Annotated in this window: 21 protein-coding genes; 10 read left to right on the forward strand and 11 right to left on the reverse strand. The window is 61.2% G+C overall.

The window, feature by feature from the left end:
* Positions 1-37: 37 nt before the first annotated feature.
* The 6 genes from folK to thpR form a co-directional block, all read right to left on the reverse strand.
* Positions 38-544 (reverse strand): 2-amino-4-hydroxy-6-hydroxymethyldihydropteridine diphosphokinase, encoded by a 507-nt coding sequence (gene folK, locus ACW5XD_RS17625; RefSeq protein WP_456495978.1) that lies wholly within the window; start codon positions 542-544, stop codon positions 38-40.
* A gap of 11 nt (positions 545-555) precedes the next feature.
* Positions 556-2031 carry a polynucleotide adenylyltransferase PcnB gene (gene pcnB / locus ACW5XD_RS17630; RefSeq protein ID WP_456495979.1) on the reverse strand — a complete coding sequence of 492 codons (1476 nt, stop codon included), beginning with the start codon at positions 2029-2031 and terminating at the stop codon, positions 556-558.
* 134 nt (positions 2032-2165) lie between these two features.
* Positions 2166-3101 (reverse strand): tRNA glutamyl-Q(34) synthetase GluQRS, encoded by a 936-nt coding sequence (gene gluQRS / locus ACW5XD_RS17635; RefSeq protein ID WP_456495980.1) that lies wholly within the window; start codon positions 3099-3101, stop codon positions 2166-2168.
* Positions 3102-3214: 113 nt separating this feature from the next.
* Complete coding sequence (dksA, locus tag ACW5XD_RS17640; RefSeq protein ID WP_033137830.1) at positions 3215-3664, reverse strand: RNA polymerase-binding protein DksA; 450 nt, start codon at positions 3662-3664, stop codon at positions 3215-3217.
* 119 nt (positions 3665-3783) lie between these two features.
* Complete coding sequence (gene sfsA / locus ACW5XD_RS17645; protein WP_456495981.1) at positions 3784-4527, reverse strand: DNA/RNA nuclease SfsA; 744 nt, start codon at positions 4525-4527, stop codon at positions 3784-3786.
* Positions 4528-4573: 46 nt separating this feature from the next.
* Complete coding sequence (thpR, locus tag ACW5XD_RS17650) at positions 4574-5101, reverse strand: RNA 2',3'-cyclic phosphodiesterase (RefSeq protein ID WP_456495982.1); 528 nt, start codon at positions 5099-5101, stop codon at positions 4574-4576.
* A gap of 180 nt (positions 5102-5281) precedes the next feature.
* Between thpR and hrpB the strand changes: the two genes are divergently transcribed.
* The 3 genes from hrpB (at position 5282) to gloA2 (ending at position 10651) form a co-directional block, all read left to right on the forward strand.
* Positions 5282-7741 carry an ATP-dependent helicase HrpB gene (gene hrpB / locus ACW5XD_RS17655; protein WP_456495983.1) on the forward strand — a complete coding sequence of 820 codons (2460 nt, stop codon included), beginning with the start codon at positions 5282-5284 and terminating at the stop codon, positions 7739-7741.
* 147 nt (positions 7742-7888) lie between these two features.
* Entirely contained in the window at positions 7889-10204 is a 2316-nt protein-coding gene (gene mrcB / locus ACW5XD_RS17660) for a penicillin-binding protein 1B (RefSeq protein WP_456495984.1), read from the forward strand.
* Between the two features lie 45 nt (positions 10205-10249).
* Positions 10250-10651 (forward strand): SMU1112c/YaeR family gloxylase I-like metalloprotein, encoded by a 402-nt coding sequence (gene gloA2 / locus ACW5XD_RS17665; RefSeq protein WP_456495985.1) that lies wholly within the window; start codon positions 10250-10252, stop codon positions 10649-10651.
* A 90-nt stretch (positions 10652-10741) separates the two neighbouring features.
* Here the strand turns inward: gloA2 and ACW5XD_RS17670 are convergent, their stop codons facing one another.
* The gene (locus ACW5XD_RS17670) at positions 10742-11062 is read right to left on the reverse strand and encodes an SMR family transporter (RefSeq protein ID WP_456495986.1); all 321 of its coding nucleotides are present in this window, start codon (positions 11060-11062) and stop codon (positions 10742-10744) included.
* Positions 11050-11463 carry an SMR family transporter gene (locus ACW5XD_RS17675; RefSeq protein ID WP_456495996.1) on the reverse strand — a complete coding sequence of 138 codons (414 nt, stop codon included), beginning with the start codon at positions 11461-11463 and terminating at the stop codon, positions 11050-11052. Before ACW5XD_RS17675 ends, ACW5XD_RS17670 begins: the two co-directional genes overlap by 13 nt.
* Positions 11464-11620: 157 nt before the next feature.
* Here ACW5XD_RS17675 and ACW5XD_RS17680 point away from each other — a divergent pair, with 157 nt between their 5' ends.
* Both ACW5XD_RS17680 and ACW5XD_RS17685 read left to right on the forward strand, forming a co-directional pair.
* Entirely contained in the window at positions 11621-12502 is an 882-nt protein-coding gene (locus tag ACW5XD_RS17680; RefSeq protein ID WP_456495987.1) for a LysR family transcriptional regulator, read from the forward strand.
* Positions 12503-12616: 114 nt separating this feature from the next.
* Positions 12617-14197 carry a DUF3369 domain-containing protein gene (locus ACW5XD_RS17685; RefSeq protein ID WP_456495988.1) on the forward strand — a complete coding sequence of 527 codons (1581 nt, stop codon included), beginning with the start codon at positions 12617-12619 and terminating at the stop codon, positions 14195-14197.
* 73 nt (positions 14198-14270) lie between these two features.
* On the opposite strand, the gene ACW5XD_RS17690 is transcribed toward ACW5XD_RS17685, so the two are convergent.
* A complete protein-coding gene (locus ACW5XD_RS17690) occupies positions 14271-14798 on the reverse strand; it encodes a DUF2937 family protein (RefSeq protein WP_456495989.1) in 528 nt (175 codons plus the stop codon).
* Between the two features lie 197 nt (positions 14799-14995).
* On the opposite strand from ACW5XD_RS17690, the gene ACW5XD_RS17695 reads away from it, so the two are divergent.
* Positions 14996-15718, forward strand: a complete 723-nt coding sequence (locus tag ACW5XD_RS17695; protein WP_456495990.1) for a phosphatase PAP2 family protein — start codon at positions 14996-14998, stop codon at positions 15716-15718.
* 256 nt (positions 15719-15974) lie between these two features.
* Positions 15975-16877, forward strand: a complete 903-nt coding sequence (locus tag ACW5XD_RS17700; RefSeq protein ID WP_456495991.1) for a sulfite exporter TauE/SafE family protein — start codon at positions 15975-15977, stop codon at positions 16875-16877.
* Here ACW5XD_RS17700 and ACW5XD_RS17705 read toward each other — a convergent pair.
* Both ACW5XD_RS17705 and hemL read right to left on the reverse strand, forming a co-directional pair.
* On the reverse strand, positions 16792-17607 hold the full coding sequence (locus tag ACW5XD_RS17705) for a hypothetical protein (RefSeq protein WP_456495992.1): 816 nt from the start codon (positions 17605-17607) through the stop codon (positions 16792-16794). The genes ACW5XD_RS17700 and ACW5XD_RS17705 overlap by 86 nt on opposite strands.
* 214 nt (positions 17608-17821) lie before the next feature.
* Positions 17822-19108 carry a glutamate-1-semialdehyde 2,1-aminomutase gene (gene hemL / locus ACW5XD_RS17710; protein ID WP_456495993.1) on the reverse strand — a complete coding sequence of 429 codons (1287 nt, stop codon included), beginning with the start codon at positions 19106-19108 and terminating at the stop codon, positions 17822-17824.
* Between the two features lie 241 nt (positions 19109-19349).
* On the opposite strand from hemL, the gene clcA reads away from it, so the two are divergent.
* The 3 genes from clcA (at position 19350) to erpA (ending at position 21983) form a co-directional block, all read left to right on the forward strand.
* Positions 19350-20759 carry a H(+)/Cl(-) exchange transporter ClcA gene (clcA, locus tag ACW5XD_RS17715; protein ID WP_456495994.1) on the forward strand — a complete coding sequence of 470 codons (1410 nt, stop codon included), beginning with the start codon at positions 19350-19352 and terminating at the stop codon, positions 20757-20759.
* An 87-nt stretch (positions 20760-20846) separates the two neighbouring features.
* The gene (locus ACW5XD_RS17720; RefSeq protein WP_065403755.1) at positions 20847-21542 is read left to right on the forward strand and encodes a DUF6776 family protein; all 696 of its coding nucleotides are present in this window, start codon (positions 20847-20849) and stop codon (positions 21540-21542) included.
* A gap of 90 nt (positions 21543-21632) precedes the next feature.
* Positions 21633-21983 (forward strand): iron-sulfur cluster insertion protein ErpA, encoded by a 351-nt coding sequence (gene erpA, locus ACW5XD_RS17725; RefSeq protein ID WP_456495995.1) that lies wholly within the window; start codon positions 21633-21635, stop codon positions 21981-21983.
* The last annotated feature ends 509 nt before the right edge of the window (positions 21984-22492 follow it).

Below are 22492 nucleotides of genomic sequence, written 5' to 3' on the forward strand. Positions count from 1 at the left end.
TCTGTGAGGATCACAAGGGCGTTGATAGCTCTGCTCATCAGGGTTTCCCTGTGTCTGCTCCGGGGGCAATGATGGCAAGATCATTGTGCGGGCAGCGGGCAACCAGTTGTGCGAGCGGGGTGCCGCAGGGCAGCACCAGAGCGGGCGCAATCTCGGCAAGGGGCAGCAGCACGAACTCCCGCTCCTTCATGCCGTAATGGGGAACGACGAGGCGCTCATGCCTGATGATCCGATCGCCGTAGAGCAGCAGATCGAGATCCAGAGTTCTGGGGCCCCAACGCTCATCCTTGCGCACACGTCCCTGTTCCAGCTCGATTTTTTGCAGTTGATCCAGCAAGGCCAGGGGGCCGAGCCGGGTGCTCAGCCGCACCACGGCATTGACGTAGTCCGGCTGATCCGCAGGGCCCATGGGGCGACTGCTGTAAAACGAGGAGGTCTGTTGCAACCCGGACTCCGGCAGCGCAGCCAGTGCGACGACGGCGCGGCGGGCCTGGCCGAGCGGGTCAGCCAGATTGGAGCCGATGGCAACGAAGACCTCAGTCATGACGCTGGTGGTCACTGCGCCGTTTTCGGTTTGCGACGGCGCGGGCGACGACGGCTGCGACTGTTGCTATCACGTTTCTCGCCGTCACCGCTGCGGGGTTCACCGGCTTGGGCATGCTCGCCGCTAGCAGGGCGGCGGGTCGCTTCCCGTTGCAGTTGCGGGCGCACGTCCGGATTGGACTCCACATAGCGTTCCCACCAGCTGGCGAGTTCGCCGAGGCCGCGTTCGACCCGGTTGCGCAGCAACAGGAAGTCGTAGGCAGCGCGGAATTTAGGGTGCTCCATGGCCCGCTCGGGGTGACGACCCTGACGGCGGGTCAGTCGCTGTTGCAGGGCCCAGATGTCGCGCACATCCGTGGTGAAACGGCGCGGTACGGCGATGATCCGCACCTGGTTGTCCAGCACCTCGTTGATGGCCAGCATGAAGGCGTCGTGCCAGGGCAGGCCGCTCTCGTTTTCCAGCACGCGGGCACGGGCTTCGACACAACCCCACAGCAGGGTGGCGTAGAGGAAGGCCGGGGTGACTCGCTTGTCGGCCCGCACCCGGGAGTCTGTATCGAGCAGCGCCAGTTCGATGAACTGCTCGAACGGCGAGGTGCCGTGGGGCGTGAACAGGGCGGCCACCTGCGGGAACAGCGGCTGGAACAGCCCGTATTCGCGCATCAGCTTGTAGGTTGCCAGGCCATCGCCAGCCAGGAACAGCTTGAGGGTCTCCTCAAACAGGCGGGCGGCAGGGATGTCCTGCAGCAGGGAGGCCAGCTCCTTGATGGGGGCGGCGCTGCGCGGGCTGATGGTCATGTCCAGCTTGGCGGCGAAACGCACGGCGCGCAGCATGCGCACCGGATCCTCGCGATAGCGGGTCTCGGGGTCGCCGATCAGCTCCAGCTTGCGCTGGGCGAGATCCTCGATGCCGCCCTCGAAATCGTGCAGGGTGAAGTCCCTGGCACTGTAATAGAGGGCGTTGACGGTGAAATCGCGACGCTCGGCATCCTCTTCGATGGTGCCGTAGACGTTGTCGCGCAGCAGCATGCCTTCATCAGACTGGGCCGACACATGCTTGCTGGTATTGACCTGATGGTGGTGACCCCGGAAGGTGGCCACTTCGATCACGTCACGACCAAAGACGATGTGGGCCAGGCGGAAGCGGCGGCCGATCAGGCGACAGTTGCTGAACAGCGCCTTGATCTGCTCCGGCGTCGCGTTGGTAGCGATGTCGAAATCCTTTGGCGTCTTCCCGAGCAGCAGATCCCGGACACCCCCGCCGACCAGGTAGGCATCATAGCCACCCTTGTTCAGGCGATAGAGCACCTTGAGCGCATTCTCGCTGATCTCTTTGCGCGAAATGGGGTGCTGGTCACGGCTTAAGGTACGGCGTTGCCCGGTTACGTGGGCCGGGATGGGAGACTCCACCGACTGCTCGCCGTCTTCCTTGCCGAGCACCTTGCGGCAAAAGTTTGCGATCTGGGAAAAAATGGTACACCTCTTCATGACTTCAAATTGACGGGAGGCCAAAAAATAGCGGCCTATCATAGCTCAGGCCTGACCAAATGAAAAACGATGTGGTTCATTCAAAAAGTTCAGGCTTGGCTAACCAAAAAACTGCGTTGTCCATCTCAGCGCGCTCAGGCCTGGCCCAATGCAAAGCCCGGCGCTCCCTGTCCCAGGCTAATCTTCTCTCTGGCTGGAACCCGCTCGAGCCGCCAGTGGGCAATGCCCCAGCCGATGATCTCGTCAATGCGGCTCGCCATCAGCTCGGGGGGCGGGCACTGGCCGAGAAAGTGCAGCGCCTGCCACAGGGCCGGCCTGACCTCGTCCAGCGCCAGTGCCGGCGCATGGTTCTGCTTGGACAGCTTGTGGCCATCTGCCAGCACCGCCAGTGGCAGGTGCACCCAGGCGGGTACGCTGGCCCCCAGCGTCTGGTAGAGGGCAATTTGGCGCACCGTGGGCTCCAGCAGATCGGCGCCGCGCACTATCTCTGTGATGCCGCTATCCATGTCGTCCACCACCACCGCCAGGTTATAGGCATAGAGCCCATCCCGGCGGCGTATGATGAAGTCCTCTTCGGCCAGCGCCGCAGGAACCGCAATGCGGCCCTGCAACCCATCCTCGAAATGGTAGACCGGATGGTGCTGGCGCAGCCGGGCGGCGCATCCCTCGGCCCCGAGACCAAGGTCGCGACAGTGGCCGCGGTACAAGCCGCCGCCCGCCATGATCTCGCGCCGGGTACAGCGGCACCAGTAGAGATCGCCAGCCTGATAGAGCTGTCCGATGATCTCGTCATAACGACCATGACGCTGGCTCTGGTGCATCACTTCCCCATCCCACTCCAGGCCATGGGCCGCCAATGTCTGCAGTATGAGCGGGGCGGCACCTGCCATCTCCCGCGGCGGATCTATGTCTTCGATCCGCACCAGCCAGCGTCCCTGTTGCGCCCTGGCCTGCAAGAAACTGCCGAGCGCCGCAATCAGGGAGCCAAAATGGAGCGGGCCTGACGGGGAGGGGGCAAAGCGACCTGTATAGGGGCGAGTCTGGGGCGACGGGACTGTATTCACGGGCATGGCAATCAGGGCAAGCGATTCATTGAGGCTGCATTCTGGGACGCCCAGACCAAAAGCTCAATAAAAAAGGGAGCTCGCAAGCTCCCTTTTTTCAGTTATGCCAGTGGTCGGTATCAACCGGCCATCTGTTTTTCCTTGATTTCAGCGAGTGTCTTGCAGTCGACACAGAGGTCGGCTGTCGGACGGGCTTCCAGACGACGGATACCGATCTCGATACCGCAATGCTCGCAGTAACCGAAGTCATCGTCTTCAAGCAGCACCAAGGTCTTCTCGATCTTCTTGATCAGCTTGCGTTCACGGTCGCGGGTACGCAATTCGAGAGCGAACTCTTCTTCTTGCGCGGCGCGATCCACGGGATCCGGAAAGTTGGCTGCCTCATCCTTCATGTGGTCAACGGTGCGGTCAACTTCCTGCATCAGTTGGTTGCGCCAGGCTCCCAGGATCTTGCGAAAATGTGCCTTTTGTTGGTCATTCATGTACTCCTCACCCGGTTTTTCCTGGTAAGGCGCCACACCCGCAATGGCCAGGGGGCCCAGAGATTTCCTGTTTTCGCCTGTTGGCATGCCCTGTCTCCTAATTCAGCACGCTACCCGTGCCATCCATAAATTGAGGGCGACATCTATAGCAGAAGGGTAACGCGTAGGCAAACAAGCCGTACCAATTATGTTACCCATCCCAACATTTATTCGCTGCCCTCGGGTAGCAGGTGACAAGATTCAAACGGGATAAAATCTTGGGCCACCATGCTCTGCACCCCAACATGGGGTCGATAGCATAAAATTTCAACCCCTGCCGCAATTGCTTGCTCAATAAGCAGACTATAGTGCGGATCTATGTGTGCTGCAGGGCGCATTCTCACTATTCCGGAGTGCAAAACCATAAATAGCAGCACGGCTCTGTGCCCTGCCGCCTTCATGGCCATCAATTCACGCAAATGCTTGGCGCCACGGGTGGTGACTGCATCAGGGAAGTAGCCCATGCCGGCTTGCTCGCGCTCATCGAGCAGGGTCACGGATTTCACCTCTATGTAGCATGAGGGCCTGCGGTCATCTTCCAGCAGCAGGTCGATGCGACTGTTCTCTTCACCGTATTTCACTTCTGTGCGCAGCCTGGCGTAGCCGGCGAGCGGGGCCAGCGCCCCCTGTTCGATCAGCTCGCGGGCTATCTGGTTGGCGCGTGCCGTGTTGACGCAGATGAAGTGCCCCGCCGGGCTCTCGGCGATTTCCCAGCTGTGGGGCAGCTTGCGCTTGGGGTTGTCGGAGGTGGAGTACCAGACCCGGGTGCCCGGCTCGGCGCAGCCGGTCATGGCGCCGGTATTGGCGCAGTGGATGGTGATCTGCTCGCCATTGTCGAGCAGCACGTCGGTCAGGAAGCGCTTGTAGCGGGAGATGAGTTGCCCGGATTGCAGGGGGGGATCGAAAATCATGGTGCTGTTCTCTCTTTTATAGGCAGGAAGCGAGGGCGAGCGACTGTCACGACGCCATCTTCTCTCTGGCGCGCAGGGGCCAGCAGGCGAGCGGCTCATAGCGAACCCCGTCCGGGGTGGCAATGGATTGATAGAGGCAGAAGTGATCCGCGTGCAGCAAAAAATCCGGCGCCAGCAAGGTGTCGGGCGCCTCGCTCGCCTTGCGCGACAGGGTGACGTGGGGGCGATAGCCCTGCTCGCCGTTGCCAAGCCCCAGCTTCTCGCCGTGGCGACGCAGCGCCCTGGCCAGCACGTTCAGCTCGTTCGGCCAGTCACCCGGCCCCACCCAGGCCGCCTTGGCACGGCTGAACCAGCCGGTCTCATCCAGCCTGATGGTCAGCGGCGGACAGTGCTGCCGCTCGGCGGCGGCCATCAGGCGGGCCGTGGTGACCTGATCAGCTTCACCGAGAAAGGCCAGCGTCAGGTGGAGGTTGGCTTCGGGGACCGGCTGGCCCGGCCAGGGGCGCTGGTCACGCCAGTCGATAAGCTCGGGGGCGAGCCGTTGCAGGGGCAGGGCAAAGAAGAGTTTGGCCATTTCTGGGGAGTGTGCCTTTTTACGCTCATGACATGGCCCCCATTCTATGGCAGCCATCCGGTCATGTCTCGCCAGCCGGGGTTGGCCACCGCCTTCCCTTTACATCCGCTCACGGTGGCCGGGCAGGCTGTGGCAGAATAGGCGCCGTTTTTAAGGTCATCACAGAAGGTGCTCGTCGCTTTGTCCCAACTCCCCATAGTGTCCGTGTTGCCGGCGCTGTTTGCCGCCATCGACAGCCATGCCAGCGTGATCCTGCAGGCGCCGCCCGGCGCGGGCAAGTCGACCCTGCTGCCGCTGGAGCTGGTCCGCCAGAACCGGCTGCCCGGTCGCATCATCATGCTGGAGCCTCGTCGTCTGGCGGCGCGCAACATAGCCGGCTTTCTGGCCCGACAGCTGGGGGAGCCGGTGGGCGAGCGCATCGGCCTGCGGGTAAGGGGCGAGAGTCGCACCAGTGCCCGTACCCGACTCGAGATCGTCACCGAGGGGGTGCTGACCCGGATGCTGCAGCAGGATCCCGAGCTGGCGGGCGTGTCGCTCGTCATCTTCGATGAGTTCCACGAGCGCAGCCTGCATGCCGATACCGCCCTGGCCTTTGCCATCGAGAGCCAGCAGGGGTTGCGGGACGATCTCAAGCTGCTCATCATGTCCGCCACCCTGGATGGCATGGCGCTCGAGCGCCTGTTGCCCTATGCCCCTGTCATTCGGTCCGAGGGGCGCGGCTTTCCCATCGATTATCACTATCGCCCCATCAATCGCCAGCAGTGGCTGGAGCCGCAAGCCGGCACCGTGGTGCTGGAGGCGCTGGCCAGCCATACCGGCAGCGCCCTGGTGTTCCTGCCTGGGCAGGGGGAGATAGAGCGGCTTGCCCAGTGGCTGGAGGGACGGTTGCCGGATGACGTGCGCCTCGCACCCCTCTATGGCCGTCTCGACATGGCAGCGCAGCAGGCCGCCATCGAGCCGGCACAGGCCGGTCGCCGTAAGCTGGTGCTCACCACCAATGTGGCGGAGACCTCCCTCACCATAGAGGGCATACACATAGTCATCGACAGCGGGCTGGAGCGGCGCGCCTCATTCGATCTGAAAAGCGGCGTCACCCGGCTGGAGACCCGCCAGATTGCCAGGGCTTCCGCCACCCAGCGGGCGGGCCGCGCCGGCCGGCTCGGCCCCGGTGTCTGCTACCGGCTCTGGAGCGGCGAGGTGCAGGAGCGGCTCGCCGAGCAGAGCCCGCCGGACATACTGACCCAGGAGCTGACCGGCCTGCTGCTGGACGCCGCCCAGTGGGGCGCCAGGGTGGAGAGCTTGCCACTGCTGGACATGCCCCCCGTCGCCGCTGTGGCCAGCGCCCAGCGCTTGTTGGTCAGTCTCGGCGCCATGACGCCGGAGGGTGAGCAACAACTTACGTCCGCCGGCCGGGCCATGGCGGCCTTCGGCACTCATCCTCGGCTGGCGCGCATGCTGCTGCGGGCCCGCACGCTGGAAGCTGAGGGTCTGACAGGGATTGTCGCCGATGCCGCTTTCCTGGTGGCGCTGCTGGAAGAAGATCTGCGAGGATCTGAGCGCCTCTCGGTGCTGTTTCAGCGCCGGCTTGGCGCCCTGCGGCAGGGTGCGGCCCGCTGGTTCGAGCGCCTCGGTGTCAGGTCTGGCGCGCCTCAACGTCAGGCTCAGGGGCAGTGGCTGGGACTGCTGTGCGCCCTCGCCTGGCCGGACAGGATCGGCAAGCTGCGCAGCGGCAGCCGCTATCAACTCAGTGGTGGGGTGAGCTGCGATCTGGTAGAAGGTCACCCATGTCAGGGACAAGGGGCCCTGATCGCCATCGAGATGGGGCAGAACGATCGTGGCAGTCGCATCTTCATCGCCGAGCCGGTGGAGCTGGACGAGCTGGCGCGCCAGCTGCCGGAGCTGGTGAGCGAGCGCCAGTGGTTCGACTGGGACGAACGGGAGGAGCGGGTGCGGGCCGAGCGCCAGCAGGTGATCGGCGAGCTGGTGCTGAGCCAGCGGCCGCTGACCGAGCTCTCCGATGAGCAGAAGGGGCGCTGTCTGCTGCAGGGGATCCGCCGCAAGGGGTTGCATGTGCTGCCCTGGGATGAACACAGCGAAGGCGTGCTGGCCCGTCTGCGCTGCGCCCGTGACTGGCTGCCGGACGACGGCTGGCCCGCCATGGACGACGAAAGTCTGCTGGACCGGCTGGAAGAGTGGTTGTTGCCTGCCTTGAGCGGCATGACCCGGCTGGAGCAGCTGAAGCGGCTCAATCTCTGCGACATCCTGCGTCAATCCCTGCCCTGGCCACTGCCCAAACGGCTGGACGAGGCGCTGCCGAGCCACTTCACGGCGCCGACCGGCAGCCGGGTGCGCATTCGTTATCAGCCGGGTCAGGCGCCGGTGATCCCGGTGCGCATTCAGGAGATGTTCGGGCAAGGCACAACCCCGTGCGTGGCCGATGGCCGGGTGGCGCTGGTGGTAGAGCTGCTCTCGCCGGCCCAGCGGCCGCTGCAGATCACCGCCGATCTTGCCGCCTTCTGGGCCGGTTCCTACGAGCTGGTAAAAAAAGAGATGAAGGGGCGTTATCCCCGTCACTACTGGCCGGATAACCCGCTGGAGGCGATGCCGACCAAGGTGACCAAGAAGAAGATGGGCATCTAGCTGTGATTGGCGCAGCCTGAGCGAACCTGTGGATCACGGCCGTTCGACTAGGGTGCTGCGCGGCTAATCAGCCTGCGGCGCTCGCCAAGACCAATGAGATAATGACTACGCCCGCGATGGCGACATAACGAATAGCAAAGAGGATTCATGGCAACGCAACGACGCAAGCGCGCACCCAAGAAGGTGGCGCCCAAACGCACCATCTGGCGCAAGCTGTTCTGGCTTGGCTTCAAGCTCTCCCTGGTGGTGGCCGCCTTCATGGTGGTGTTTGGCATCTACCTGGATACCAAGGTGCGCGAGCGCTTCGATGGCGAGAAGTGGCAACTGCCGGTGATGGTCTACAGCCGTCCGCTGGAGCTCTACCCCAGCCAGCGCCTCTCCCAGACTCAGATGCTGCGTGAGCTCAACATGCTGAGTTACAAGCAGGTGCGCCAGCCTCACACGCCGGGCGAGTATGCGATCAACGGCAACCGTATAGAGCTTATTCGCCGCCCGTTCGCCTTCCACGATGGCGCCGACGGTGCCCGCGGCCTGCGCCTCACCTTCAACGGCGCGCGGCTGGAGGGGATCCAGTCGCTGGAGAACCAGCGCCAGCTCGGCTACGCCCAGATGGACCCTGTGCTGCTCGATCGCCTCAACACCGAGGATCGCGAGGATCGCCTGCTGGTGCGCATCGCCGAGGTGCCCGACAGCCTGCTGGTGACCCTGCTCACCACCGAAGATCGCGACTTCTATCAGCATGGCGGCGTCTCGCCGGTGGCCATATTGCGCGCCATGGCGGCCAACGTGCTGGCCGGTCGCACCGTACAGGGGGGCAGTACCCTCACTCAGCAGCTGGCCAAGAACTTCTTCCTGACCCGCGAGCGCAGCCTGTGGCGCAAGGCGCAGGAAGCCTACATGGCGGTGCTGATCGACTATCGCTACAGCAAGGACGAGATCCTGGAGGCCTACCTCAACGAGGTCTATCTGGGGCAGAACTTCTCGCAAGGAGTGTACGGCTTCGGGCTCGCCTCCTATTTCTACTTCGGCATTCCGGTCAACGAGCTGGATATCGATCAGGTGGCACTGTTGGTGGGGCTGGTGAAGGGCCCTTCCTATTACGACCCCTGGCGCTTCCCCGAGCGGGCCAAGACCCGGCGTGATCTGGTGCTCAAGCTGCTGATGGATCACGGCAGCCTGCAACCGGCCGAGTACGAACTCGCCAGCAAGCAGCCGCTTGGCATCATCACCCGTGGCCAGATGAGCTATGGTCGCACCCCGGCCTTCATGGGCCTGCTCAAGCGTGAGATCCAGAGCCGTTTCGGCGCCGATCTGCTCAAGCAGTCCGGCCTCAAAATCTTCACCAGCCTGGATCCCATCGCCCAGCACGCCGCCGAGCAGGCGGTGGCATCGGGTCTGACGCTGATCGAGAAACAGCGCGGCAAGAAGAATCTGGAAGCGGCCATGGTGGTCTCCGACTGGCACAAGGGTGAAGTGGTCGCGCTGGTGGGGGGGCGGGATCCCCGCTACGCCGGTTTCAACCGGGCGCTGGATGCCCGTCGCCAGATCGGCTCTCTGGTCAAGCCGGCGGTCTATCTGACCGGCCTCTCCAACGGCCTGACCCTGGCGAGCCCGCTCAAGGATCAGCCGATCCGCATTCGTGGCAAGGATGGCCAGATCTGGACACCGCAGAACTATGATCGCAAGTTCCGCCAGAGCGTACCGCTGATGGATGCGCTGGCCAGCTCCCTCAACGTGCCGACTGTCAATCTGGGTCTGCAGGTGGGGCTGGACAAGGTGGTGGATACCCTGCACAAGCTGGGGGTAGAGCAGGAGATCCAACCCTATCCATCGCTGGTGCTGGGGGCCGTGGCCCTGTCGCCGATGGAGGTGAACCAGATGTATCTGCCCATCGCCAATCAGGGGCTGACCCAGCCGTTATCGGCGATCCGTGCCGTGATCAACAGCGATGGCAGCACGCTCTATCAGCATGATCAGACCGCCAAGCGGGTCACGGACGAGCAGGCCAGCTGGCTGACCCTGTTTGCCATGACCAAGACGGTGAGCCAGGGCACGGCCCGCGCGCTGAATGCCAAGTTCCCCGGTGCTACCATGGCCGCCAAGACAGGCACCACCAACGAGCTGCGCGACTCCTGGTTTGCCGGGCTGGACAACAACGAGCTGGTCAGCATCTGGGTGGGCCGTGACGACAACACGTCCGCCGGGCTGACCGGGGCCAGCGGTGCCTTGCAGCTGTTTAGCGGCTACATGAGCCAGCGCGGCGTCAACAGCCTGGCGTTGAAGATGCCGCAAGGGGTGAGCTGGGCCAACTTCTCCCGCGCCAGCGGATCCCGCGTGGTCAGCGACTGCCCGGGCAGCCTGCAGGTGCCGGCCAAACTGGCCGGGCTGACCGAGCCCATGAGCTGTGGCAGCCCCTCACCGCGCAGCGCGCTGGATGACTGGTTCGGCGGCTTCTTCAACTGATAGACGAAACGGGCAGCCCTGGCTGCCCGTTTGACTGGAGTGCATATGACTTTCCCGTTGTTTGACGCCATCCATCATGTGGCCATCATCGCCAGCGACTATGATCGCTCGCGCCACTTCTATCACCAAGTGCTGGGGTTGCCAATCATAGCCGAGACCCTGCGCGAGGCGCGTCAATCCTGGAAGCTGGATCTGGGCCTGCCTGATGGCAGCCAGCTGGAGCTGTTCAGCTTCCCGACACCTCCCGCGCGCCCTTCAACGCCGGAGGCCTGTGGTCTGCGCCACCTGGCCTTCCGGGTCAGCGAGCTCGATCGCGTCATCCGGCATCTGCAGATCCATCAGATTGAGGTGGAGCCGGTGCGGGTGGATGAACTGACCGGCAAGCGCTTCACCTTCTTCGCCGACCCCGATGGTCTGCCGCTGGAGCTGTACGAAACTGCCCGCTAATCCGCTTGGCTTGTCTGTTGCCATCAGCAAAAAAGCCGCCCGGCGAACCGGGCGGCTTTTTTCATGGTGCGCAGTGCGTGACGGTGACGATCAGGCGGTGGTGAGCAGGGTCACCGCAACGGCCATCACCACCATGCCGACCCAGCCGATGGGCTTGAGGCGCTCGCCAAACAGCAACAGGCCTCCGAGCGCCGTACCGAGAATGCCGATGGCACCCCAGGTGGCATAGGCGACCGCCAGGTCGATTTCGCCGGTGCTCACGGCTTCCGACAGCAGGGTAAAGGCGCACAGCACCAGCAGGATGCCGAGGAAACCCCAGCCCTTGTAACGGAAACCCACCGAGCGGTTGATCGCCATGTTGGCGCTGATATCCAGCAGGGCCGCGCCGAGCACGATAATCAACGGGTGCATGTGACCTCCTTTATCTTGCTCAGGCTGGCCGTGCCACGTGGGCGGGCAACCGGCTCATCGTGGGTTTCACCCATTGTCACCATAACAATACCCACTATTGCCAGCACCAGACCTATCAGCTCCTGGGTGCCTATGTCGTAACCCAGAAACAGGATGGAGACCAGGGTTATCAGGCCGATCCCCAAGCCTTCCCACAGTGCGAATGCAATACCAATGGAGATTGTTTTGGCGGCTTTGGCCAGCAACAGATATGAGAAAGAGATGAGGATCCACATCGGCAGATAGTTGAGCCATCCGGCCTCGTTTTCCGGGATCAGGGCCATGCTGGAGGTGCCAGCCACCTCGGTCAGGATGGCGCCCGTCAAAAACATGCGAGCTAAGAGCATGCGACTGAATAACATAAAATTTCCTTCTGTGGCTGCGACGAGGGAGATGATAGCCGCAGTGAGACCGGGTACCGCAATCGCTGAGCGTCGACTATTCAGACGCTGAAGGTTTGCCTTGCCGAGGAGAGGCGAGGTAGTGTGAATATAGGATCCTCCGTCATCGGCCACGGTCATGAAGCTTTATCAGATACAACTCTTTGTCGAGTCAGCCAGCAGCGGCTCCATCGCCAATACGGCGCGCCGTATTGGCAAGAGCCGCAGCGCGGTCAGCACGGCGATCGCGGCACTGGAAGTTGAGCTTGGCGTCGAACTTTTTGAACGAGGGGCCAACCAGAGCCGATTGACAGAGATCGGCGAGCTGGTGCTGGATGACTGCAAGCGGCTGTTGCAGGCGGCCAACAGCCTCAAGCTCAAGTGCGAGCACTATGCCTCCGGTGCCGAGGTAGCGCTGCGGGTGGCGCGGGATGATGCCATCCCCGAGCTGGTCTGGCGCGACCTGCTGGGCGCGCTGCGCCGCCAGTTCCCCGGCACCAGTATCTCGCTGGTGCTGGCCTCGCCCCCCGAGCTGCCCGCCCTGGTGGAGGAGGGGTTTGTCGATGCCGCCTTCGGCCTCATCACCGAGGAGCAGGAACGCAGCGGCCTCAACATAGATGTGCTCAATCCGATCCGTACCCTGATGGTGGTGGCGCCGAGCCACCCGCTGGCCAGCCTGAAGCGGGTGTTGCAGCAGGACTTGACCGGCCATACCCAGGTTACCCTCTCCTACGTGGATGAATTTTCGGTCAAGAGCCTGCTCCCCATCGGCGGCCAGCACATAGGCCTCTCCAGCTTCGAGTTGATGCGGGATGCTGTGCTGGATGGGCTGGGCTGGGCCGTGCTCCCTTCCCCCTTGATCCAGAGTCAGCTGCGGCAGGGGGAACTGCTGACCCTGAAACACAAATTCAGCCTGCAATGGCGCGATTATGGCGTCTATTTGTCGGAAAATGCCCATCACGGCAAGGTATTGGCGTGGCTGAAGAAGGCCATCCAGACGTATCTTGAACCTTTCGAATAAGCAGCGTAGAAATGGGCTGGCAGGGGAGTCCGGGTAACGGGTTCTTGTGATCCATCGCAGTCTGATGGTACATACTGTCAATACACTCATGCAGCGCCTGGAGGCGTGAACGATATGAGCAGTGCCCAAGACAAGGATGAGATCTGGCTGGATGACGACATCATAGAGCTGGATGATGATGAGGTCGTGGTGACCAAGGCGATCAACCCCTGGCAGGTGCTGATCGTGGACGATGAACCGGATATTCATCATGCAACCCGGCTGGCACTTTCCAACATTCAATACAAATCACGCCCTCTCGAACTGCTCAATGCCTACAGCGGTGCCGAAGCTGCCACCATGTTGCTGGCCAACCCGCGCATCGCCCTGATCCTGCTGGATGTGGTGATGGAAACCGAGGATGCGGGCCTGCGACTGGTGCACCAGATCCGCAACGAGATGCGCAACAGCCTGGTGCGCATCGTGCTACGTACTGGTCAGCCCGGTCAGGCACCGGAGCAGCGGGTGATCCTCGACTACGACATTAACGACTACAAGACCAAGACAGAGTTGACGGTGCAGAAGCTCTACACCACCGTCATCGCCTCGCTGCGCTCCTACGAAACCCTCTGCGCCATCGACAAGAGCCGACAGGGGCTCGGCAAGATACTGGAGGGGGCGGGGGATCTCTATCATCTGCACTCCCTACGTGAATTTGCTTCCGGTGTGCTGAAACAGATCAGCGCCATTCTGGATGTGGGCACCGAAGGGGCCATCTGTGCCGAGCGCAGACCCGGCTCGCAGGAGTTGGAGATCCTGGCGGCCACCGGGGATTATGAAACCCTGCTGATCGATACGCCGCTCAGTGCTTTTCCGGCGCTACACGACTCAGTCATGGGGGCGCTCGCCAACCGTTGCAACCGCTTCGAACACCCACAGGATGCGCTCTACATCGCCGCTCAAAATGGTCGAGAATTTGTGCTCAATTTCACGCCAACCCAGCCACTTGATCCGCTCGAATGCGATTTACTGGATGTGTTTTGCCAAAGAATTTCAGCTGCTTACGATAACCTCTATCTCTACAACCAGTTGCTGCGCGCCCAGGAGGCGACCGTGGTGGCGCTGGCTGCCCTGGCGGAGTTTCGCGACTCGGATACCGGCGATCATGTGCTGCGGGTACAGAAACTGTCCGATGCCCTCGTGGCCGAGTTGCAGCAGCAAGGCGCTTATCCTGAAGAGTTGACTCCCGGCTTCGTCGACATGATCGGCATGGCCAGCATATTGCACGACGTCGGAAAGGTGGGGACGCCCGACCATATCCTGCACAAACCCGGTCGATTTGAGCCGGACGAGCGGGTCATCATGGAGCAGCATGCAGATATAGGTGCCAGCATACTGCACAAGGCGGGCAAGATGGTTGAAGGCACCAGTTATCTGTCGCTGGGAGCCGAGATTGCCCGCGGTCACCATGAACATTTCGATGGCAAGGGCTACCCGGAGCAGCTGGCAGGTCAGCAGATCCCGCTGTCTGCTCGCATCGTTGCGGTGGTCGATGTGTTCGATGCGCTGCTCAGCAAGCGTCCCTACAAGGAGCCCTGGTCGTTGGCGCAGACCATGGAATATATCTTGTCCCGTTCAGGCAGCCAGTTTGACCCCTTGGTAGTACAGGCGCTCAATCGGCTGGTAACCCAGTCACGGCTGCCTTACGAATTGTAAGCGGGGGAGCCGGAGATAGTAAAAGGGGCCATCAGGCCCCTTTTACTTGTGTGACGACCCGTCGGCGACGAACTTAACGCGGGATATGGTGGGGACGGGGCTGGCGCCGGCGAACTGGCAGCAGAATGAGACCAAGCAGCATATCTCCCAGCAGGGCACTGAGCAGACCCACTGACATGCCGCAAAAGATGGCGGCTTGTTTGAGTGGCACCACGTAGCTGTAGTTTTGCAGGGTATCTTGCCAGAGTTGAGGGTTGGCGCGCAGCAGCAGGTGAGGCAGTTGCTGATACCATGGGCGGTCCTTGAACGCGCTCTCCTGCAACAGAGTCTGCCGCTGGCTTACCAGTTGCTGCAGGCTGGCGGCATCCTGGGCGAATACTGGATCGGGATTGGTACGATAGTGGTTGACCAGTGCATTCAAATCGCCGTTGAAGTGCTGGTCTGCCGTACCCTGAAACGGGGCAAGACTGAGCTCGGCCTGTTGCAGGCGTGCATCCACTCGCTGGTAGTAAAGGTCGATAAGACCCGGTATCTGCACGCCCGCCAGTAAACCCAGGGCAAACAGCATAATGCGAAGGTAGCTGCGCATATTCCTCATCATCTCGCTAAACAAGAGCACTCATACTAGCCGCAAGCCGGGTTCAGGCCAAGATGGTGCTCCCTTGTGGTTGACCGTGACAGGGCCGCTTCGAGGCCATCGCGGCGGCTTGTATTGTTACCACCACTTACACTTATGTGATTCACGTCACGATTTCTATGTTCTAAAATACTGCGCTTTTTTGGGAGCGGAGCGTCTGCATGAACAAGTTTGTGCCGTGTTATGTGGTGGGGGGGCTGATTGCCATCAGTTGGAGTGTCCTGCCTGCCCATGGTCCTTGGGATCACTGGGATCTTGCCGTTTTTCATCTGGTCAACGGTTGGCTGGGCCAGTCTCAACTGTGGGCCGATGCGGTGGCCGTGACCAACAACCGGCTGTTCGATCTGGCCGTGCTGGCCTGCATGGGACTTATTCTCTCGCTCTGTTTCTTCCTGTCTGATCGCACAGACCGCCGTCGTCTGATGGCCATGGGGATCGTCATGCTGCTGGGGGCTCTGGTGATTAATCAGTTTGGCCACCTGCTGCCGGTCAGCCGCCCGAGTCCGACCCTGACGGTGGTAGATGCACTGCGTGTCACCCAGCTCAGCGTGATCCCGACCAAGGACTCCTCCAGCGACAGTTTTCCCGGCGACCACGCCCTGTTCCTGATGATCTTCGCCGGCTTCGCCCTGCGTTATCTACCGCGCTGGGCCGGAGTGACGGCCCTCTTGATGGTGCCGCTGTTTTCGGCTCCCCGTATTCTCTCGGGGGCGCACTGGCTGACGGATGTCTATGTCGGCGCCTTGTCGCTGACTCTGCTCTGCCTGCCGCTGCTGTTGTTGACGGGGATGTCGGATACCCTGATTGGCTGGATTGCTCCCAGGCTGCCATGCGGACGCTGGCAGCATGAGGTGGATAGTGGGCAACAGGCAGGCCAGCAATAAAAAAGAAGGTCGGTCTGCACCGGCCTTCTTTTTGACTACTTCCCGCCGGTGACTGTGGTCGTCGCGAAATGACCATGACTACCACCGGCGGCCCCAGGCCTGCTGGCCCTCATAGACAAGTATTAGCAGATTCGTTCGGGCGTGCTCGTTGAGACTTTCTCCAGATAATCGTTTGCATGGGTTGAATGCTTGATCCTGACCAAGATTTTTTCTTTTTGCTGCCTTAGAATCGCCGCCCGTTGCTGGAGAATTCTGTATGTTAATTAATCTTTTGCGCTTGATATTCATCATTTGTGCCCTGGCGTTCATCTTCATGTTGGTTCAGGCCTGGTGGCAAAAACGGCAACAGGGATCGCTGGAGCCCACCCCGTTCTGGCCTGTGGCGGCCATCGGGTTTGTCGCCAATTTTCTCGATACTCTGGGGGTTGGCAGCTTTGCGGTGAAGACGGCCTGTTACAAACAGTTCAAGCTGATCGACGATCGCCTGTTGCCCGGTACCCTCAATGGCCAGTGCGTGTTGCCGACGGCCACCCAGTCCCTCATCTTCATCGGTGCCGTCAAGGTGGATCCGCTGACCCTCATCGGTATGATGGTGGCTGCGGCAGCAGGTGCTGCCTGGGGCGCGCGCCACGTCGCCTCGTTTGATCGCCAGACCATCCGGTTGGTGATGGCGGTTTCGTTGTTGGTGGTGGCCGGCCTCATCTTTGCGGGTCTGCTGGGACTCTTCCCTCTCGGTGGCGATGCCATGGGGCTGACTGGCTACAAGCTGGGGATCGCCCTGTGTGGCAATTTCATCTTTGGCGTCTTGATGAATGTGGGGATCGGCCTGTTTGCCCCCTGCATGACGCTGGTTTATCTGCTCGGCATGAATCCACTGGCGGCCTTCCCCATCATGATGGGCTCCACCGCTGTGCTCAGCGTTTTCTCGGCGGGCACCTTCATCCGCAAGGGCGCCTTCGATGCCAAGGCCGTGCTGGCGGTGGCCATCTTCGGCCCCATTGGCGTGGTGCTGGCTGCCATGCTGGTTAAATCCATGGATATGGCGATGCTGAAATGGTTGGTGGCCTTCATCGTCATCTATACCTCCTGGACCATGTATGCCTCCTGGCGCGCGGCGCGGCGCGAATGCCAACCCCGGCTGGCGGGAGCCGCAGGCTAGCCTGCACCAGCGCTGCTTCGGCCCTGGCCCCCAGAAACACATAGAGTCCGAGGGCCAGCAGCAGTCCCACGGCGCAGCCCATCACCCCCGCCGCAGGCCAGAGCAGCTCGCTCTGGCCGAGGGATCCCTTGAACAGCAACAACAACCCTTCGATAGAGACCGCGATCAGGATGGCGGCGATGAAGCGGGTGATGGTGCGGCGAACGGCACTGTGGCGGAAGATATCCTTATGCAACAGCACCTCCTCTTCCAGAATGGTTTTACCCAGATCGAACACTGCCAGCGCCAGGGTCAAGAATATGATGGCGCTGAAGGCGCCGAGCCGATTTTGCTGGGCTCCGCACAGCAGCAGATAGAGCTGCTCCAGCCCATGCCAGATCAGGGTGGCGACGATGAGAAATAGCGCCATGCTGAGCACAACGTACACGGCCTTGAACCAGGGCATGGCCCGGCGTCGCTCCCGATCGCCCATCAGCCAGGCGATCAGCTGATTGAGGCAAAGGGTCAGTTCCCGGCCATGACCCTGTACCACCAGGCGCAGCTGTGCCTGTGGTGCCGGCACGGGGGGCAAGATCCTCGCAGACTCCCGGCTCTGGCCTATGGCCAGTATGAAGGGATAGCCCCTGAGCGAGTCGAGGGAGGCGGTGAGCAACCCCAGCAACAAGGGGGTCAGTTCGGTTTCGTACTCCTGATAGCGCCGCAGCACATCGATGGGGCTCATTTCTGCCATAGACACTTCGGTCAAATGGGCTTTTGCCCATTCTGAAAGGCTGCAAATTGTGGGCCCGCTTTATGACAGGGAGGGTGGCAGGAAGTGCACCATTTGGTGACAAACCGCTGCCGCATGTCGAAGTCATGCACCAGCATCGAGCGCACAGGAGGGGAGTTGAGTCAGAAATGAAAAAGGGCCCGTTGAGGGCCCTTTTGCGACGACATGCAGTGGCTTAGCCCGCCAGCTTGGCAAAGCTGCGCTCGGCGGCGGCCAGGGTATGTTCAATCTCCTTGTCACCGTGCGCCAGCGACAGGAAGCCTGCCTCGTAGGCGCTTGGCGCCAGATAGACACCTTCTTCCAGCATCAGATGGTAGAAGCGCTTGAAGCGCTCCATGTCGCAGCGGGTCACCTGCTCGTAGCGGGTGATCTCGGCCTCGTCGGTGAAGAAGAAACCGAACATGCCACCGACATAGTTGATGGCGAGCGGGATGCCGTGCTTGGCGGCAGCGGTTTTGAGCCCCTCGGCGACACGGGCAGTCTTGGCATTTAGCTGGTCATACAATCCCGGCTCCAGCAGCAGATCCAGCATGGTCAGACCGGCGGCCATGGCCACTGGGTTGCCGGAGAGAGTGCCCGCCTGATAGACAGGGCCGGTCGGGGCTATGTACTGCATCACCTTCTTTTTGCCACCGAAGGCACCCACCGGCATGCCGGCACCGATAATCTTGCCGAGAGTGGTGAGATCCGGGTCTATGTTGTAGTGGCCCTGGGCACCGCGCAGGGAGACACGGAAACCGGTCATCACCTCGTCCAGGATCAGCAGGGCGCCAAACTCGTCACAGATGGCGCGCAGCCCTTCCAGAAAGCCCGGCACCGGCGGGATGCAATTCATGTTGCCAGCCACCGGCTCGACTATGATGCAGGCGATCTCGCTGCCGTACTGGGTGAAGGCTTCGCGTACCGAGTCCAGATCGTTGAACACGCAGGTCAGGGTATGCTTGGCGAAATCGGCCGGGACGCCCGGGCTGTTGGGCTGACCCAGGGTCAGGGCGCCGGAACCTGCCTTGACCAGCAGGGAGTCGGCGTGACCGTGGTAGCAGCCCTCGAATTTGACGATCTTGTCGCGGCCGGTGTAGCCGCGGGCCAGCCGGATGGCGCTCATGGTTGCTTCGGTGCCGGAGTTGACCATTCGCACCTGCTCCATGGAGGGGACGATCTGGCGCACCTTTTCTGCCATCAGCACTTCGATCTCGGTCGGTGCACCGTAGCTCAGACCTTTCTCCACCGCCTTGATGACGGCGGCCTTGATGGCCGGGTGATTGTGCCCCAGCAGCATGGGGCCCCAGGAGCCGATATAGTCCACATAGGCCTGACCGTCGACATCATAGAGGTAGGCACCATCGGCGTGATCGATGAAGCGGGGTGTTCCGCCGACCCCATTGAAGGCGCGGACCGGTGAGTTGACGCCACCTGGAATGGTCTGGCGGGCCTGTTCAAACAGCTGATCTGATTTTGACATGGATCATCCTTAATGGGATTTTGGTCGTCACACAGGCGCAGGCGGCCGATTGCGGCTCGGCAGTGAGGGGGCGGTGGAGTATGCTTTGCGCTCTCGTCATCCGGGCCCCAAGCCTGCCCCGTGCTAAATGAAACGGGCCGACTATAGCAGAAAGGCCCTGTGCTGGGCAGCCGGGCGGCATGCCGGATGATCCCCGCGTCTGCTTGCAGACGAATGTGGTTTTTCCAAATGGTGCAATACGTTGGTGCAACAAGAACTCTCCTCCTCCGACCCGCTCGCCTCTCCCCCAGGCTCCGTCTTGCGACGCCCTTCCTTGCTGCAGCTTGTTCAGCAAGACAAGATGCCGCTGCTGGTACTCTTGCTGGCAGCCTTGGTCGGCACTCTGGCCGGTCTGGTGTGCGGCCTGTTCGAATCGGGCGTGCACTGGCTGGCCGGGCTGCGGCTCGCCTTGCTGGCCGATCGTCCCTGGTGGCAGCTCGGTCTGCTCGGGTTTGGCTTCAGCGCCCTGTTGGGCTTTGTCGGCTACTTCCTCACCCACAGCTTTGCCCCTGAAGCGGGCGGTTCCGGCATTCCCGAGATCGAGGGTGCCATGGATGATCTGCGTCCGGTGCGCTGGTGGCGGGTGTTGCCGGTCAAGTTTTTTGGCGGCATCTGCACCCTGAGCTCAGGCATGGTGCTGGGACGGGAGGGGCCCTCGGTACAGATCGGGGGCAACTTGGGCAAGATGGTGGCGGATATCTTCCGGCTGCCGAAGGAGCACAGCCATGCACTGCTGGCTGCCGGGGCTGCGGGTGGGTTAGCCGCCGCCTTCAATGCCCCCCTGGCGGGGATCCTGTTCGTGATGGAGGAGATGCGCCCCCAGTTTCGCTACTCTTTCCTGGCTATCAAGGCGGTGGGGATCTCTGCCATCATGGCAACCCTGATGCTGCAGAACATGAAGGGCCAGGCGCCCGTGATCAGCCTGCCGCACTATGACGCTCCGGCGCTGAAGGCGCTCTGGCTGTTCCTCTTCATGGGGGCCACCTTCGGGGTGCTGGGCTTTGTCTTCAATAAGCTGGTGCTGGCCTGTCAGGATGCTTATCTGGCGCTGCACCGGAACAAACGCCACCGGTTTGTGGCCATCGGCATGCTGGTGGCGGGCACCTTCGGCGTGCTGTCGCTGTTTGCCCCCTCGGTGACTGGCGGTGGGACAGAGCTCATTCCCCATCTGATGGGCGGTGAATATGCGATGGCGACCCTGTTTCTCATCTTCTCCATCCGGCTGGTGGCTACCCTGATCTGTTTCTGCTCCGGTGCGCCCGGTGGCGTGTTTGCTCCCACCCTGGCGCTTGGCACCCTGTTTGGCGTGGTGTTCGGTCATCTGTTTCATGCCGCATTTCCCGAGCTTGGCATAGAGCCGGGCGCCTTTGCCATCGCCGGCATGGGGGCGTTGTTTGCCGCCACTGTGCGTGCTCCCATCACCGGAATCGTGCTGGTCACCGAGATGACCGACAACTACCAGCTGATCCTGCCCATGATGATCACCACGGTCGGGGCAACCCTGGTGGCTCAGTGGCTGGGTGGGCGTCCCATCTATTCGCAGATCCTGGAGCGAACTTTACGGCTTGCGGCGCGTCAAAAGCGGGGAGACAGCGGTGCCATGGCCAGTTAACTCCTTGTATGTCAGCGCGAATCCGGTCTAGTCGCGTATAGTGAAGGGAGCATGGCCGCTGTATGGCGCAGTAACAAAAGAGGCCTTATGTCCCAGATATTGAAGTTGTTGGCTGTGCTGCTGATGGGCGCGCTGATCGGGTATTTCGTCGGCAATCGACAGGAACTGGCCCAGAGCAGCTTGTTGACGGTGCAGCAAGAGACCCTGGAGCGGCAGGGCAAGGCGATTGGCCAGCTCAAGAGTGACCTCGGCATCAAGGAGACGCTGCTGGCCACCCAGAGAGCCGCGTTCGAACAACTGCAGCAGACGCTCAAGGATCAGGAAGCCCAGGTGCAGGAACAAAAGCGGCAGCTGGCCTTCTTCGAGCGCATCATGCGACCGACAGGTGAGCAGGTGGGGGTGGTGATCGATAATCTCACCCTGCAGGAGACCAGCATTCCCGGTCGCTATCACTATCGGCTGGCCTTGACCCAGCCCGCCAAGAAGCGCGAACTGTTTCGCGGTCAGGTGCAGATAAAGGTAGAAGGGAGCCTGGGTGACAAGCCCAGAACCCTCGGCAGCCGTGAGCTTGGCATGAAAGTGGGCGAGGGGCGTTACGCCTTGCGCTACTTTCAGCTGCTGGAAGGCAACTGGCAGTTACCGGAAGGCTTTGTACCTGACCGGGTGCGTGTCACTATTGGCAAAGAGGGTCGGCAACCCGCCCAGGAGTTGCTGGCCGAATGGGGCGAGGTGATCAAACCCCTGGTGGTTGCTCCGCCCGCACCGGCACCTGCGGTGCAGTAAGAAGCATGGTGAATACTTGAACTAAATGGTCGGGTATTGGATAATTTCGCGGTTTCCATGTTTGTGGATTTAACGGTTGTGAGGTCAGTAATGAGTGCAGTAGCAGAAGCCCCGTTGCCAATCCAGATGACGGATGCGGCAGCCAACAAGGTGAAGAACCTGATCACCGAAGAAGAAAATCCCGAGCTCAAGCTGCGGGTCTACATCACGGGCGGTGGCTGCTCCGGTTTCCAGTACGGTTTCACCTTCGATGAGAAGATCAATGAAGGGGACACAGTGGTCGAGAAGAGTGGGGTCACCATGGTGATCGATCCCATGAGCCTGCAATACTTGGTGGGTGGCTGTGTGGACTACACCGAAGGTCTGGAAGGCTCCCGCTTTACCGTGACCAACCCCAATGCCACCACAACCTGTGGCTGCGGTTCCAGTTTCTCCATCTGATGTGTCGTAACGGCACGATAGAAAAGGGCCCAGTAGGGCCCTTTTCTATTTCTTTCTCTATTTATCCCTGTCTGCCTTCCTATATAAGGCGTCGCATCCTTATAAAGGCATCGTCAGACGCAACGGTTTTTTGGCCTGTAAAAGAGGGATAGAGCCTCTCCTGACGCATATGAATGGATGCTTATTATACGACTTGGTTGTTGATTAAACACTTGAACGTCTTCTTCAATAAAACACAGTGTTTTTACTTGCCAGAAAGATTCAGCTCCCTATAATGCGCCCCTACCAGCACGGCACAACACGCCGAGCTGATGAGCCAGCTTCCTAGTGAAGTGGGCGCCGAAAGAAAAGCGAAAACAATCGCTTGACTTTCTAAGTGAGGAGCGTAATATGCGCCTCCTCAGCGCGGCAAGCGTGACGCTCTTTAACAATTTGAATCAAGCAATCTGTGTGGGCACTCACAGCATCGAACATCAAACAATTTTGTTGATTTTCAATGTCTGGTGAAG

The sequence above is a fragment of the Aeromonas enterica genome (genome assembly GCF_054052465.1).

Bases quoted from the DNA above. Each gene is read 5' to 3' on its own strand.
- dksA (WP_033137830.1), bottom strand. From the start codon at position 3,664: ATGCCAACAGGCGAAAACAGGAAATCTCTGGGCCCCCTGGCCATTGCG.
- pcnB (WP_456495979.1), bottom strand. From the start codon at position 2,031: ATGAAGAGGTGTACCATTTTTTCCCAGATCGCAAACTTTTGCCGCAAG.
- sfsA (WP_456495981.1), bottom strand. From the start codon at position 4,527: ATGATTTTCGATCCCCCCCTGCAATCCGGGCAACTCATCTCCCGCTAC.
- thpR (WP_456495982.1), bottom strand. From the start codon at position 5,101: ATGGCCAAACTCTTCTTTGCCCTGCCCCTGCAACGGCTCGCCCCCGAG.
- gloA2 (WP_456495985.1), top strand. From the start codon at position 10,250: ATGACTTTCCCGTTGTTTGACGCCATCCATCATGTGGCCATCATCGCC.
- ACW5XD_RS17670 (WP_456495986.1), bottom strand. From the start codon at position 11,062: ATGCACCCGTTGATTATCGTGCTCGGCGCGGCCCTGCTGGATATCAGC.
- ACW5XD_RS17720 (WP_065403755.1), top strand. From the start codon at position 20,847: ATGTCCCAGATATTGAAGTTGTTGGCTGTGCTGCTGATGGGCGCGCTG.
- ACW5XD_RS17695 (WP_456495990.1), top strand. From the start codon at position 14,996: ATGAACAAGTTTGTGCCGTGTTATGTGGTGGGGGGGCTGATTGCCATC.
- gluQRS (WP_456495980.1), bottom strand. From the start codon at position 3,101: ATGCCCGTGAATACAGTCCCGTCGCCCCAGACTCGCCCCTATACAGGT.
- mrcB (WP_456495984.1), top strand. From the start codon at position 7,889: ATGGCAACGCAACGACGCAAGCGCGCACCCAAGAAGGTGGCGCCCAAA.
- ACW5XD_RS17680 (WP_456495987.1), top strand. From the start codon at position 11,621: ATGAAGCTTTATCAGATACAACTCTTTGTCGAGTCAGCCAGCAGCGGC.
- ACW5XD_RS17700 (WP_456495991.1), top strand. From the start codon at position 15,975: ATGTTAATTAATCTTTTGCGCTTGATATTCATCATTTGTGCCCTGGCG.
- ACW5XD_RS17685 (WP_456495988.1), top strand. From the start codon at position 12,617: ATGAGCAGTGCCCAAGACAAGGATGAGATCTGGCTGGATGACGACATC.
- ACW5XD_RS17705 (WP_456495992.1), bottom strand. From the start codon at position 17,607: ATGGCAGAAATGAGCCCCATCGATGTGCTGCGGCGCTATCAGGAGTAC.
- folK (WP_456495978.1), bottom strand. From the start codon at position 544: ATGACTGAGGTCTTCGTTGCCATCGGCTCCAATCTGGCTGACCCGCTC.
- hemL (WP_456495993.1), bottom strand. From the start codon at position 19,108: ATGTCAAAATCAGATCAGCTGTTTGAACAGGCCCGCCAGACCATTCCA.
- ACW5XD_RS17675 (WP_456495996.1), bottom strand. From the start codon at position 11,463: ATGTTATTCAGTCGCATGCTCTTAGCTCGCATGTTTTTGACGGGCGCC.
- ACW5XD_RS17690 (WP_456495989.1), bottom strand. From the start codon at position 14,798: ATGATGAGGAATATGCGCAGCTACCTTCGCATTATGCTGTTTGCCCTG.
- erpA (WP_456495995.1), top strand. From the start codon at position 21,633: ATGAGTGCAGTAGCAGAAGCCCCGTTGCCAATCCAGATGACGGATGCG.